The sequence below is a fragment of the Hydrogenophaga sp. T2 genome (assembly GCF_049843535.1).
Classification (GTDB): domain Bacteria; phylum Pseudomonadota; class Gammaproteobacteria; order Burkholderiales; family Burkholderiaceae_C; genus Hydrogenophaga; species Hydrogenophaga crocea.
In genome coordinates, this window is the sequence record NZ_JBBHZJ010000001.1 from 557281 (window position 1) to 569282 (window position 12002).

The window sequence follows — 12002 nt, forward strand, 5'->3', positions numbered from 1 at the left end:
GGTCATCTCCTGGGGTTGTTGGCGGCCGCGCCGCCGGGTGAAAACGGAAAGGGGTTCAGAACATCCACTTGAGCGGCTGGGTGACGATGGCCGGGAACACGATGAGCAGCGCCAGCATGGCGATGTAGACCAGCAGGAAGGGCATGACGCCGCGGATCACCGATTCCATGCGCAGCCCGCCCACGCCGGCCACCACGTTGAGCACCGTGCCCACGGGCGGCGTGAGCAGGCCCAGGCAGCCGATGAAGATGAACACGAAGCCGAAGTACACCGGGTCGATGCCGGCCTTGGCGGCCAGCGGCGCGAGCACCGGCGCAAGGATGAGGATGGTGGGCGTGAGGTCCATCACCATGCCCACGGCCAGCAGGAACACCGCCACCACCGCCATGAACAGCAGCGGGTTCTGCAGCAGCGGGCCCATGATGTCGGCGAGCTGGTTGGGCAGGTCGGCCAGGGTGATCATGTAGCTGGCCGCGGTGGCGGCGCCGCACAGGAACATCACCACGCCGGTGGTGCGCGCGGCGTCCACGAACACGCGGTACAGGCCGGCCACGCTGAGTTCGCGGTACACGAACATGGCCACCACCAGCGCGTAGGCCGCGGCCACCACGGCGGCTTCGGTGGGCGTGAAGATGCCCAGGCGCAGGCCGCCGATGATGATCACCGGCATGAACAGCGCCCAGATGCTCGACGCCAGCACCGAGCGGCGGAACGCCCAGCTGGTTTTCTCGGCCACCGGCAGCGCTTCGCGGCCCGCGATGCGGCGCCACACCAGCACCAGGCTCACCGCCATCAGCAGGCCGGGCACGATGCCCGCGAGGAACAGCTTGCTGATCGAGGTGTTGGTGGTGACGCCGTAGATCACCATGGGCATGGACGGCGGGATGATGGGCGCGATGATGCCGCCCGAGGCGATCAGGCCCGCGCTCGGGCCTTCGGGGTAGCGCTGCTGCCGCATCATGGGCAACAGCAGCGTGGCCAGGGCCGCGGTGTCGGCGATGGCCGAGCCGCTCATCGAGGCCAGCATCACCGAGGCCGCGATGGCCACGTAGCCCAGGCCACCGGGAATGTGGCCCACAAAGGCGCGCGCCAGGTCGATGATGCGTCGGCTCAGGCCGCCCGCGTTCATCAGCTCGCCCGCGAGGATGAAGAAGGGCACGGCCAGCAGCGGGAAGCTGTCGAAGCCCGCCTGCACGTTCTGCGCGAGCAGCTGGGCGTCGAAGAAGTCGAGCTGCACCATGAGCGCGAGCGCGGTGAGCATGAGCGCGAACGCGATGGGCACGCCCACCGTCATGGTGGCGAACAGCACCAGCAGGAACAGCACGATGGTCATGCGGCACCGCCTTCCTGGCGGCCGAACAGCTCGGCCAGCGCCTGCAGCACCAGCAGCGCGGCCATGCACACGCCCATCACGAAGATGGCGCCCGCGGCCAGCGCCAGCGGGTAGCCCATGACCGGGCTGTGGCTGCCCATGCCCACCACCACCTGCGCCCAGGCGCCGGTGATGAGGTAATACAGCGACAGGCCGATAAGCCCGCGCGTGAGCCAGCGCAGCACCGCGGCGGGCACGCCGCTCAGGCGCGCGGTGACGAGGTCGAAGCCCAGGTGCTTGCCTTCGGCGAAGGTGAGCGTGGCCGCGATGGCCACCAGCCACACGAACAGCAGGCGTGAGAGTTCTTCGGACACCACCCAGCCCGTGCCCCACACGTAGCGCAGCACCACGTTGCCGAACACGGCCACCACCATGCCCGCCAGGCACAGGGCCAGGAAGCCTTCGGCCAGGTGCTTGAGGAAGCGGATCGCTTTCATGCCTTCACCTCCTGCCGCGGCGCGGGCGCGCTGCGCACCCACTGCGCCACCGCGCTCACGAGTTCGGGGATCGGGCGCATCGCGTCGAGCGCGAGCACGCCGGGCTCCGCGCTCGGGTCTTCGAGCGCTTCGAACTGGCTGTCGACCAGGCTCACCGGAAACAGGTGGCCGGGCCGCGTGGCCACGCGCTCGCGCGCCTGTTCGCGCGTGAGCTGCAGGAACACGAAGCGCAGGCCCGGCGCGGCCGCGCGCAGGCGGTCGCGGTAGCGGCGCTTGAGCGAGGAGCAGGTGAGCACCACGCCCTCGGGGCGCAGCGCGAGCTGCTCGGCCAGGGTGTCGAGCCAGGCGGCGCGGTCGTCGTCGCTGAGCGCGATGCCCGAGCGCATCTTGGCGACGTTGGCCGCGGGGTGGAAGTCGTCACCCTCCAGCAGCGGCAGGCCCAGGGCCCGGGCGCCGTGCTGGCCCAGGCTGGACTTGCCGCAACCGGCCACGCCCATGACGACGAGGCGGGTGGGAACGGGGTTGAGGGTCATTGGTAGCGCTGTCCAAAGAATCCGAAAGAAACGGTCCTGGGGTCAGGACCGTTCATGGCGATCGCTTTGCTTCGGAATGGCTGCCCGAGTGTGGGAACATCAGGGCCAATCCGGATGCGAAGCCCGCTATGGTAGCGCTATCCTATTCCCCGTTCCGTCACCGCTTTGACAGGGAAAACCCTTGCCCCCCACCCCACCCACCGAACGCCGCCGCCGGCCCAGCGGCCGCATCACCCTGCAGGACGTGGCCCGCGAGGCCGAGGTGAGCCCCATCACCGCGTCGCGCGCGCTGCGCGGCGAGCGGGGCGTGGCCGCCGAGCTGGTGGCGCGCGTGAAAGCGGCCGCGGCCCGGCTCGGCTACGTGCCCGACCCGGCCGCGCGCGCGCTGGCCTCGGCGCGCGGCACGCAGGTGCCGGTGCTGGTGCCGCTGCTGTCGAACGCGCTGTTCGTGGACGTGATCGAGGCGGTGCACCGGGTGCTGCTGCCGCACGGCCTGCAGCCGCTGATCGGCGTGACGCACTACGACCCGATGGAGGAAGAGCAGCTGCTGCGCAGCTACCTCGCGCAGCGGCCCGCGGGCGTGCTGCTCACCGGCTTCGACCGCACCGAGGCCGCGCGCCAGCTGGTGGCCGCCAGCGGCATTCCCTGCGTGTACCTGATGGAGCTCACCGACGCGCCCGGCGTGCACTGCGTGGGCTTCTCGCAGCAGGACGCGGGCCACGCGATCACGCAGCACCTGATCGAGCGCGGCCGCCGCCGCATCGCCTTCATCGCGGCGCAGCTCGACCCGCGCGTGCTGCAGCGTGCCGAGGGCTACCGCCGCTGCCTGCGCGCCGCCGGCCTGTACGACGCGCGGCTGGAGCTGCTGAGCCCGCAGCCCTCGTCCATGCGCCTGGGCGGCGAGCTGTTCGAAGACCTGCTGCGCACACGGCCCGAGGTGGACGCGGTGTTCTTCTGCAACGACGACCTGGCCCAGGGTGGCCTGCTCGCCGCGCTGCGCCTGCGCGTGGCCGTGCCGCAGCGCATCGCGGTGGCCGGCTTCAACGACCTCTCGGGCAGCGACCAGATGCTGCCGCCGCTGACCACCGTGCGCACGCCGCGCCGCGCCATCGGCGAGGTGGGCGCGGGCATGCTGCTGTCGCTGCTGCGCGATGAGCCGCTGGCGCGCAGCAGCGCCGACCTGGGCTTCGAGCTGGTGGTGCGCGGCAGCAGCTGAGGCGTGCGAGCGCCGCCCGTCAGCCCGCCGCCCGCTTGTTACAGCTGGCAACCACCGCCCCACCCCGCGTTCACCGGGCTTCAGGCGGGCAGCGGACAATCGCGCCCCATGTTGCAGAACCGCTCCCGCCGGGCCGCCCTGGCCCTGGCCCTGTCCGCCGCGCTCGCGGCAGCGCTGCCGGCCACCGTATCGGCTTTCGACATGCCGTCGCTCGACCGCATCGTCCACTACCAGCCCAAGCTGCCGCTGCAGGTGTTCACCGCCGACGGCGAAGAGATCGCGCAGTTCGGCGCCGAGCGGCGCGAGTACGTGCCGCTCGCGCGCATCCCGCTGCAGCTGCAGCAGGCGCTGCTGGCGGTGGAAGACGCGCGCTTTCGCGAGCACTCGGGCGTGGACCCCAAGGGCATGGCGCGCGCGCTGGTGGCGGTGATCACGGGCGGGCGCAAGCAGGGCGCGTCCACCATCACGCAGCAGCTCGTGCGCACCATGCTGCTCACGCGCGAGTTCTCGGCCGAGCGCAAGGCCAAGGAGATCTGGCTCGCGCTCAAGCTCGAGAACGAGCTCTCCAAGGACCGCATCCTCGAGATCTACCTCAACGAGATCTTTCTGGGCCAGCGTGCCTATGGCTTCGCGGCCGCGGCCAAGACCTACTTCGGCAAGCCGCTCGACCAGCTCACGCTGGCCGAGAACGCCATGCTCGCGGGCCTGCCGCAGAACCCCTATTACGCCAACCCGGTGGCGAACTTCCAGCGCGCCACGCAGCGCCAGCGCGTGGTGCTCGAGCGCATGCGCGAGACCGGCGTGATCACCGAACAGCAGCTCGCGGCCGCGCGCGCCGAGAAGCTCGTGATCCGCACGCCCGGCCTGCGCAGCGTGCACGCCGCTCACGTGGCCGAGATGGCGCGCCGCGCGGTGGTGGAGCGCTTCGGCACCGAGGCCTATTCCAGCGGCCTGCGCGTGACCACTTCGCTCGTGGCGGCCGACCAGCGCGCGGCCCACGCCGCGGTGCAGCGCGGCGTGCTGGCCTTCGAGCGGCGCGGCGCCTGGCGCGGGCCCGAAGACACCGAATCGCTGCCCGCGGGCACGGGCGCCGAGCTCGAACGCGCCGCGGCCGAGGCGCTCAAGGACCACCGCGACGACGAGACCCTGCGCGTGGGCATCGTGCTCGACGCCAACCCCAAGGCCGTGCAGGTGCAGCTCGCCACCGGCGAGCGCGTGACGCTGCAGGGCGAGGGCCTGCGCTGGGCGCAGCGCGGGCTCGATCCCAAGGCCAAGGCGCCGCTCAAGCTCGCGCGCGGCGCGATCGTGCGCGTGGTGAGCACGGGCAAGGCCAAGGACAGGAAGACCGATGTGTGGGCCATTTCGCAGTGGCCCGAGGTGGAGGCCGCGCTGGTCGCCATGGACCCGCAGAGCGGCCGCATCCGCGCCCTGGTGGGCGGCTTCGACTTCACCAACCAGCCCTTCAACCACGTCACCCAGGGCTGGCGCCAGCCGGGCTCGGCGATCAAGCCGCTGCTGTACTCGGCCGCGCTCGAATCGCGCGTGATGCCGGGCACGCTGGTGGACGACCTGCCCTTCACCGCGGCCAACGGCTGGAGTCCCACCAACAGCAACCACCAGACGCTGGGCCCGATCACGGTGCGCCACGCGCTCGCGGTGTCGAGCAACCTCGCGAGCATCCGCGTGCTGCAGCACGTGGGCACGCCCACGGCGCGCGACTGGCTGGGCCGCTTCGGTCTCGACCCGGCGCGCCAGCCCGACGACCTCACGCTCGCGCTCGGCACCGGCAGCGCCACGCCGATCCAGATGGTGCAGGCCTACGCCACGCTGGCCAACGGCGGCTGGCGCGTGCCGCCCGTGGTGATCGAGAAGATCACCGACGCGCAGGGCAAGGTGCTGTTCGAAGCGCCGCCGGCCGCCCCGCTCACCGAAGACACCCGCGCCATTCCCGCGCGCAATGCCTACGTGATGTCCAGCCTGCTCAACGAGGTGACGCGCAGCGGCACCGCGGCGCGCGCGCAGGCGCTGCTCAAGCGGCCCGACATCTACGGCAAGACCGGCACCACCAACGAGGCGGTCGACGCCTGGTTCGTGGGCTTCCAGCCTTCGCTGGCCACGGCCGTCTGGGTGGGCTACGACAAGCCGCGCAGCCTAGGCGGCGCCGAATCGGGCGGGCGCATCGCGCTGCCGATCTGGACCGACTACATGGGCGTGGCGCTCAAGGGCAAACCGGTGCAGCCCCTGCCCGAGCCGCCCGAGGGCGTGGTGGCCAGCGGCGGCGATCTGGTCTACAGCGAATGGCGCGACGGCGGCTGGGTGTCGGCGATCTCGGACACTGCGGGCGTGCAGTACCAGACCAGCTTCGGCGCCGGCGTGGGCCGCGTGTTCGACGCCATCGGTGACTGGCTGCGCAGCGGCCGGCCCGCCACGCCGCAGCCGCCGGGGCAGTGAGGCCCGGGCGCGGGCCTCACTGAACAGCCTTCACGGCGCGGGCATCAGCCCGCGCAGATGCGGGCCTTGGCCTCGGCGTATTCGCGCTGGAAGCGCGCCACCAGCTCGCCCGCGCCGGTGATCTCGCGGATCGCGCCGATGCCCTGGCCGCAGCCCCAGATGTCGCGCCAGGCCTTGGCCGCGTTGGCGCCCTCGCCGGTCGAGAAGTTCATCTTGCTCGGGTCGCTCTCGGGCAGGTTGTCGGGGTCCATGCCGGCGTTGCGGATCGAACCCTTGAGGTAGTTGCCGTGCACGCCGGTGTAGAAGTTGCTGTAGACGATGTCGTCGGAGTTGCTCTCCACGATCATCTGCTTGTAGCCCTCGACGGCGCGCGCTTCGTGCGTGGCGATGAAGGCCGAGCCGATGTAGGCCAGGTCGGCGCCCATGGCCTGCGCGGCCAGGATCGCGCCGCCCGAGGCGATCGAGCCCGACAGCGCCACCGGGCCGCCGAACCACTCGCGGATCTCCTGCACCATGGCGAACGGGCTCTTCACGCTCGCGTGGCCGCCGGCGCCCGCGGCCACCGGAATCAGGCCGTCGGCGCCCTTCTCGATCGCCTTGTGCGCGAACACGTTGTTGATCACGTCGTGCATGACGATGCCGCCCCAGGCGTGCACCGCCTGGTTCACGTCTTCGCGCGCGCCCAGGCTGGTGATGATGATGGGCACCTGGTACTTCGCGCACAGGGCCATGTCCTGCTCGAGCCGGTCGTTGCTCTTGTGCACGATCTGGTTGATCGCGAAGGGCGCGGCCGGCTTGTCGGGGTTGGCCTTGTTGTGCGCGGCGATGCCTTCGGTGATCTCGGCCAGCCACTCGTCGAGCTGCGAGGCCGGGCGCGCGTTGAGCGCCGGCATCGAGCCCACCACGCCCGCCTTGCATTGCGCGAGCACGAGCTTGGGGTTGCTGATGATGAACAGCGGCGAGCCGATCACCGGGAACTTGAGGTTCTTGAGGACCGGGGGCAGGTAACGCTCGGGTGCGGGCATGGTGTCTCCGTTGGAAGGATCAGAACGCTTCGAGGGCCATGGCCGTCACGCCCTCGGCGCCCTCGACGATGGACGCCGCCACGCCCGGGGCGCGGCTGAGGATGTGGTCGGCATAGAAGCGCGCAGTGGTGATCTTGGCCTGCATGAAGGCTTTGTCCTGTCCCTTGGCCGACAGGTCTTCGGCCACGAGCAGCGCACGCGCCAGTTGCCAGCCCGCCATGAGGTTGCCCGCGAGCATCAGGTAGGGCACGCTGCCCGCGAAGGCGGCGTTGGGGTTGGCCTTGGTGTTCGCGGCGATGAAGTCCACCGCCTGCTCGAAGGCCTCGCGCGCGGCCGTCAGGCGCTTGGCCACGGCCCGGGCGTTGTCGCTGCCCGAGCGGGCGAGCTCGGCTTCGGTGGCGCGCACCTGGCCGGCGATGGCCTTGGCCACGGTGCCGCCGTCGCGCGCGGTCTTGCGGCCCACGAGGTCGTTGGCCTGGATCGCGGTGGTGCCTTCGTAGATGGTGAGGATCTTGGCGTCGCGGTAGTGCTGGGCCGCGCCGGTCTCTTCGATGAAGCCCATGCCGCCGTGCACCTGCACGCCCAGGCTGGTGACCTCCAGGCTCATCTCGGTGCTGTAGCCCTTGACCAGCGGCACCAGGAATTCGTAGAAGGCCTGGTTCTGCTTGCGCACCTCGGCATCCGGGTGGTGGTGGGCCGCGTCGTAGGCGGCCGCGGCCACGCTGGCCATGGCGCGGCAGCCCTCGGTGGCGGCGCGCATGGTCATGAGCATGCGCTTGACGTCGGGGTGGTGGATGATGGGCGCGGCGGTGTTCAGGCTGCCGTCCACCGGGCGGCTCTGCACGCGGTCGCGCGCGTACTGCACGGCCTGCTGGTAGGCGCGCTCGCTGATCGCGATGCCCTGCACGCCCACGGCGTAGCGCGCGGCGTTCATCATGATGAACATGTACTCGAGGCCGCGGTTCTCCTGGCCCACCAGGGTACCGATGGCGCCGCCGTGGTCGCCGTACTGCAGCACGGCCGTGGGGCTGGCCTTGATGCCGAGCTTGTGCTCGATGCTCACGCAGTGCACGTCATTGCGCGCGCCCAGCGAGCCGTCGGCATTGACCAGGAACTTGGGCACCACGAACAGGCTGATGCCCTTGACGCCCTCGGGCGCGCCGACCACGCGCGCCAGCACCAGGTGCACGATGTTGTCGGCCATGTCGTGCTCGCCGTAGGTGATGTAGATCTTGGTGCCGAAGATCTTGTAGGTGCCGTCGGGCTGCGGCTCGGCGCGGGTGCGCACCGCGGCCAGGTCCGAGCCGGCCTGCGGCTCGGTGAGGTTCATGGTGCCGGTCCATTCGCCGCTGATGAGCTTGGGCAGGTAGGTGTCCTTCTGCGCGTCGCTGCCCGCGGTCAGCAGGGCTTCGATGGCGCCGTCGGTGAGCAGCGGGCACAGCGCGAAGCTCAGGTTGGCGCTGTTGAGCATTTCGCCGCAGGCCGAACCGATGGTCTTGGGCAGGCCCTGGCCACCGAAATCGGTGGGGTGCTGCAGGCCCTGCCAGCCGCCTTCGGCGTACTGGCGGTAGGCGTCCTTGAAGCCGGGCGTGGTGGTGACCACGCCGTCTTTCACGAACGAGGGCTTGAGGTCGCCCTCGCGGTTGAGCGGGGCCACCACGCCCTCGTTGAGCTTGGCGCATTCCTCGAGCACCGCCTGCGCGGTTTCCAGGCCCGCGTCTTCGAAGCCGGGCAGTTGGGCAACCTGGTCGATGCGCGCCAGGTGCTCGATGTTGAACAGCATGTCCTTGACGGGGGCGGTGTAGCTCATGGGGTGACTCCGGGAATGCAAAGATGCAGAAAAAAGGGCATCGCAAGCGATGCCCTTGGGGATGCGCTGCCGATCAGAGCGCCTTGACGATCTCGGGCACGGCCTCGAAGAGGTCGGCCTCCAGGCCGTAGTCGGCCACGCTGAAGATCGGGGCTTCGGGGTCCTTGTTGATCGCGACGATCACCTTGGAGTCCTTCATGCCGGCCAGGTGCTGGATGGCGCCCGAGATGCCCGCGGCGATGTAGAGCTGCGGCGCCACGATCTTGCCGGTCTGGCCGACCTGCAGGTCGTTGGGCGCGTAGCCCGCGTCCACCGCGGCGCGGCTGGCGCCGATGGCGGCGCCGAGCTTGTCGGCCAGCGGCGTGATGACCTCGGTGAACTTCTCGGCGCTGCCCAGGGCGCGGCCGCCCGAGACGATGATCTTGGCGGCGGTGAGCTCGGGGCGGTCGCTCTTGGCGATCTCGCTGCCCACGAAGCGGCTCTTGCCCGAATCGGCCACGGCGCTGGCGCTCTCCACGGCGGCGCTGCCCCCGCTGGCAGCGGCCGGGTCGAAGCCGGTGGTGCGCACGGTGATGACCTTGACCTTGTCGCCGCTCTGCACGGTGGCGATGGCGTTGCCCGCGTAGATCGGGCGCTCGAAGGTGTCGGCGCTCACGACCTTGGTGACGTCGCTGAGCTGCGCCACATCGAGCAGCGCGGCCACGCGCGGGGCCACGTTCTTGCCCGAGGCGGTGGCGGGGAACAGGATGTGGCTGTAGTTGGCGGCCAGTGCGATGACCTGCGCGGCCACGTTCTCGGCCAGGCCGTGGGCGAAGCCCTCGGCGTCGGCGTGGATCACCTTGCTCACGCCGGCGATCTGGCTGGCCGCCTGGGCGGCCGCCGCGGCGTTGTGGCCCGCGACCAGCACGTGCACCTCGCCGCCGCATTGCGCGGCCGCGGTCACGGTGTTGAGGGTGGCGCCCTTGATGGCGGCGTTGTCGTGTTCGGCAATAACCAGTGCAGTCATTTCAGTGCGCTCCTCAGATCACCTTGGCTTCGTTCTTGAGCTTGCTCACGAGGGTGGCCACATCGGGCACCTTCACGCCGGCGCCGCGCTTGGGCGGCTCGCTCACCTTGAGGGTCTTGATGCGCGGGGCCACGTCCACGCCGAGGTCCTCGGGCTTGATGGTCTCCAGCGGCTTTTTCTTGGCCTTCATGATGTTGGGCAGCGTCACGTAGCGCGGCTCGTTCAGGCGCAGGTCGGTGGTGATCACGGCAGGCATGGCGATGGACAGGGTCTCCAGACCGCCGTCGACCTCGCGGGTCACCTTGGCGTTCTGGCCGTCGATCTCGACCTTGCTCGCGAAGGTCGCCTGCGGCAGGCCCGCGAGCGCGGCCAGCATCTGGCCGGTCTGGTTGCAGTCGTCGTCGATCGCCTGCTTGCCCAGGATCACCAGGCCGGGCTGCTCCTTATCCACCAGGGCCTTGAGCAGCTTGGCCACGGCCAGCGGCTGCAGTTCTTCGCTGGTCTCGACCAGGATGGCGCGGTCGGCGCCGATGGCCATGGCCGTGCGCAGCGTTTCCTGGCACTGCGCCACGCCGCAGGAGACGGCGATCACCTCGGTGGCCGCACCCTTTTCTTTCAGGCGCACCGCCTCTTCCACGGCGATCTCGTCGAAGGGGTTCATGGACATCTTCACGTTGGCGATGTCCACTCCGCTGCCGTCGCTCTTCACGCGGACTTTCACGTTGTAGTCGACCACGCGCTTGACGGGGACGAGGACCTTCATGCTGGCTTGCTCCTATGGTGGTTGATGCGGTCGCGCAATTGACGTGCACGTCAACTCGGCATTGTAGGCGCGGGTCTGGTGCGGACCGTCCGCCCAAAAGCGAACGATCGTGCTTTTTTGATTATAGAGATACCGGCACGGGCATCTTCGAATACCCCTGCGCACGCTTGTCGTTGCGCCGACATTCGCCGACCGTTGGGTCGGCGAGCCCGGGTAAGTCTGGAGCCTCAGGCACGAACCCAAGCCCTATATTGGGTCACCACCCATTGGTTATGTTGGATCACCAAGGGCCATCCCCCGTCGCTGGAGCAAACCGCATGAAGCTGATTCCCCTTCTGGCCACCGCCGCCCTGCTGGGCGCCGGCGTGGCCTCGGCGCAGACCGTGTTCACCGCCTCATCGTGGGTCGGCCCCACGCACACGCTGAGCGTGGCGCAGAAGTCGTGGTGCGACCTGCTCGAGAAGGAAAGCAGCGGGCGCATGAAGTGCAACATCCTGCCCAAGGGCGTGGCCGCCGCGCCGGGCACCTTCGACGCGGTGCGCGACGGCCTGGCCGACATCTCCTTCACCGTGGACGGCTACACGCCGGGCCGTTTCGTCTTCACGCAACTGGCCGAGTTCCCCTTCCTGGGCGACAGCGCGCTCGCCACCTCGGTGGCCTACCAGCACCTGTACACCAAGTACTTCGCGCCGCTGGGCGAGCACCGGGGCGTGAAAGTGCTGGGCGTGTTCACGCACGGCCCCGGCATCATCTTCAACAGCAAGCAGCCGGTGAAGACCGCCGAAGACGCCACCAAGCTCAAGTTCCGCATCGGCGGCGGCAACATCAACGAGCTCTCCAAACTCATGGGCTTCAACACCACGCTCAAGCCTGCGCCCGATTCGTTCGAGCTGCTGTCCACCGGCGTCATGGACGGCACTTTCTTCCCCGATGAATCGGTGGCCTCGTTCAAGCTGAGCATGATCAAGCACGCCACCACCTTCCCGGGCGGGCTCTACAACACCAGCTTCGTGTTCATGATGAACCCGGCCAAGTACAACGCGCTGTCGGCGCAGGACAAGGCGGTGGTCGACAAGATCTCGGGCGAGACCGCCGCGCGCATCTTCGGCGAGGGCTGGGACAAAGTCGACGCCTCCAGCCGCGAGCTGCAGAAGACCCAGGGCGTGGCCCGCATCCAGGCCGACGACTCCTTCATCAAGGCCGTCACCGCCAAGCAGTCCGAGCTTGAAGACAAATGGGCCGCGGCCGCGGCCGCCAAAGGCCTGAAGGACCCCAAGGCCGTGCTGGCCGAGTTCCGCGCGGAGATCAAGAAGGTCAAGTGACCCCCGGGTCCTGAACCCCAGGCCCTCCCGCACGGCGGGCAGTCATCCGGCTGCCCGCCGTTGTCGC

Annotated in this window: 10 protein-coding genes; 3 read left to right on the forward strand and 7 right to left on the reverse strand. The window is 69.7% G+C overall.

The window, feature by feature from the left end:
• Positions 1-55: 55 nt before the first annotated feature.
• From WDZ95_RS02655 to WDZ95_RS02665, 3 genes are read right to left on the reverse strand one after another with little or no spacing between them, the layout of a single operon-like run.
• Positions 56-1333, reverse strand: a complete 1278-nt coding sequence (locus WDZ95_RS02655; protein ID WP_425776077.1) for a TRAP transporter large permease — start codon at positions 1331-1333, stop codon at positions 56-58.
• Complete coding sequence (locus WDZ95_RS02660; RefSeq protein WP_166227133.1) at positions 1330-1809, reverse strand: TRAP transporter small permease; 480 nt, start codon at positions 1807-1809, stop codon at positions 1330-1332. Before WDZ95_RS02660 ends, WDZ95_RS02655 begins: the two co-directional genes overlap by 4 nt.
• Positions 1806-2342 (reverse strand): gluconokinase, encoded by a 537-nt coding sequence (locus WDZ95_RS02665; RefSeq protein ID WP_166227134.1) that lies wholly within the window; start codon positions 2340-2342, stop codon positions 1806-1808. Before WDZ95_RS02665 ends, WDZ95_RS02660 begins: the two co-directional genes overlap by 4 nt.
• Positions 2343-2523: 181 nt before the next feature.
• On the opposite strand from WDZ95_RS02665, the gene WDZ95_RS02670 reads away from it, so the two are divergent.
• Both WDZ95_RS02670 and WDZ95_RS02675 read left to right on the forward strand, forming a co-directional pair.
• On the forward strand, positions 2524-3558 hold the full coding sequence (locus tag WDZ95_RS02670) for a LacI family DNA-binding transcriptional regulator (RefSeq protein ID WP_425776078.1): 1035 nt from the start codon (positions 2524-2526) through the stop codon (positions 3556-3558).
• Positions 3559-3666: 108 nt separating this feature from the next.
• Entirely contained in the window at positions 3667-6009 is a 2343-nt protein-coding gene (locus WDZ95_RS02675) for a penicillin-binding protein 1A (protein ID WP_425776079.1), read from the forward strand.
• A 44-nt stretch (positions 6010-6053) separates the two neighbouring features.
• Here the strand turns inward: WDZ95_RS02675 and WDZ95_RS02680 are convergent, their stop codons facing one another.
• The 4 genes from WDZ95_RS02680 to WDZ95_RS02695 form a co-directional block, all read right to left on the reverse strand.
• Positions 6054-7034 carry an NAD(P)H-dependent flavin oxidoreductase gene (locus tag WDZ95_RS02680; protein ID WP_166227137.1) on the reverse strand — a complete coding sequence of 327 codons (981 nt, stop codon included), beginning with the start codon at positions 7032-7034 and terminating at the stop codon, positions 6054-6056.
• Positions 7035-7053: 19 nt separating this feature from the next.
• On the reverse strand, positions 7054-8844 hold the full coding sequence (locus WDZ95_RS02685; RefSeq protein WP_425776080.1) for an acyl-CoA dehydrogenase: 1791 nt from the start codon (positions 8842-8844) through the stop codon (positions 7054-7056).
• Between the two features lie 73 nt (positions 8845-8917).
• On the reverse strand, positions 8918-9850 hold the full coding sequence (locus WDZ95_RS02690; RefSeq protein ID WP_425776081.1) for an electron transfer flavoprotein subunit alpha/FixB family protein: 933 nt from the start codon (positions 9848-9850) through the stop codon (positions 8918-8920).
• A gap of 13 nt (positions 9851-9863) precedes the next feature.
• Positions 9864-10613, reverse strand: coding sequence for an electron transfer flavoprotein subunit beta/FixA family protein (locus WDZ95_RS02695; RefSeq protein WP_425776082.1), 750 nt, complete (start codon positions 10611-10613; stop codon positions 9864-9866).
• 317 nt (positions 10614-10930) lie between these two features.
• Between WDZ95_RS02695 and WDZ95_RS02700 the strand changes: the two genes are divergently transcribed.
• Positions 10931-11935, forward strand: coding sequence for a TRAP transporter substrate-binding protein (locus WDZ95_RS02700; protein ID WP_425776083.1), 1005 nt, complete (start codon positions 10931-10933; stop codon positions 11933-11935).
• Positions 11936-12002: the final 67 nt, after the last annotated feature.

Bases quoted from the DNA above. Each gene is read 5' to 3' on its own strand.
- WDZ95_RS02655 (WP_425776077.1), bottom strand. From the start codon at position 1,333: ATGACCATCGTGCTGTTCCTGCTGGTGCTGTTCGCCACCATGACGGTG.
- WDZ95_RS02660 (WP_166227133.1), bottom strand. From the start codon at position 1,809: ATGAAAGCGATCCGCTTCCTCAAGCACCTGGCCGAAGGCTTCCTGGCC.
- WDZ95_RS02665 (WP_166227134.1), bottom strand. From the start codon at position 2,342: ATGACCCTCAACCCCGTTCCCACCCGCCTCGTCGTCATGGGCGTGGCC.
- WDZ95_RS02675 (WP_425776079.1), top strand. From the start codon at position 3,667: ATGTTGCAGAACCGCTCCCGCCGGGCCGCCCTGGCCCTGGCCCTGTCC.
- WDZ95_RS02680 (WP_166227137.1), bottom strand. From the start codon at position 7,034: ATGCCCGCACCCGAGCGTTACCTGCCCCCGGTCCTCAAGAACCTCAAG.
- WDZ95_RS02685 (WP_425776080.1), bottom strand. From the start codon at position 8,844: ATGAGCTACACCGCCCCCGTCAAGGACATGCTGTTCAACATCGAGCAC.
- WDZ95_RS02690 (WP_425776081.1), bottom strand. From the start codon at position 9,850: ATGACTGCACTGGTTATTGCCGAACACGACAACGCCGCCATCAAGGGC.
- WDZ95_RS02695 (WP_425776082.1), bottom strand. From the start codon at position 10,613: ATGAAGGTCCTCGTCCCCGTCAAGCGCGTGGTCGACTACAACGTGAAA.
- WDZ95_RS02700 (WP_425776083.1), top strand. From the start codon at position 10,931: ATGAAGCTGATTCCCCTTCTGGCCACCGCCGCCCTGCTGGGCGCCGGC.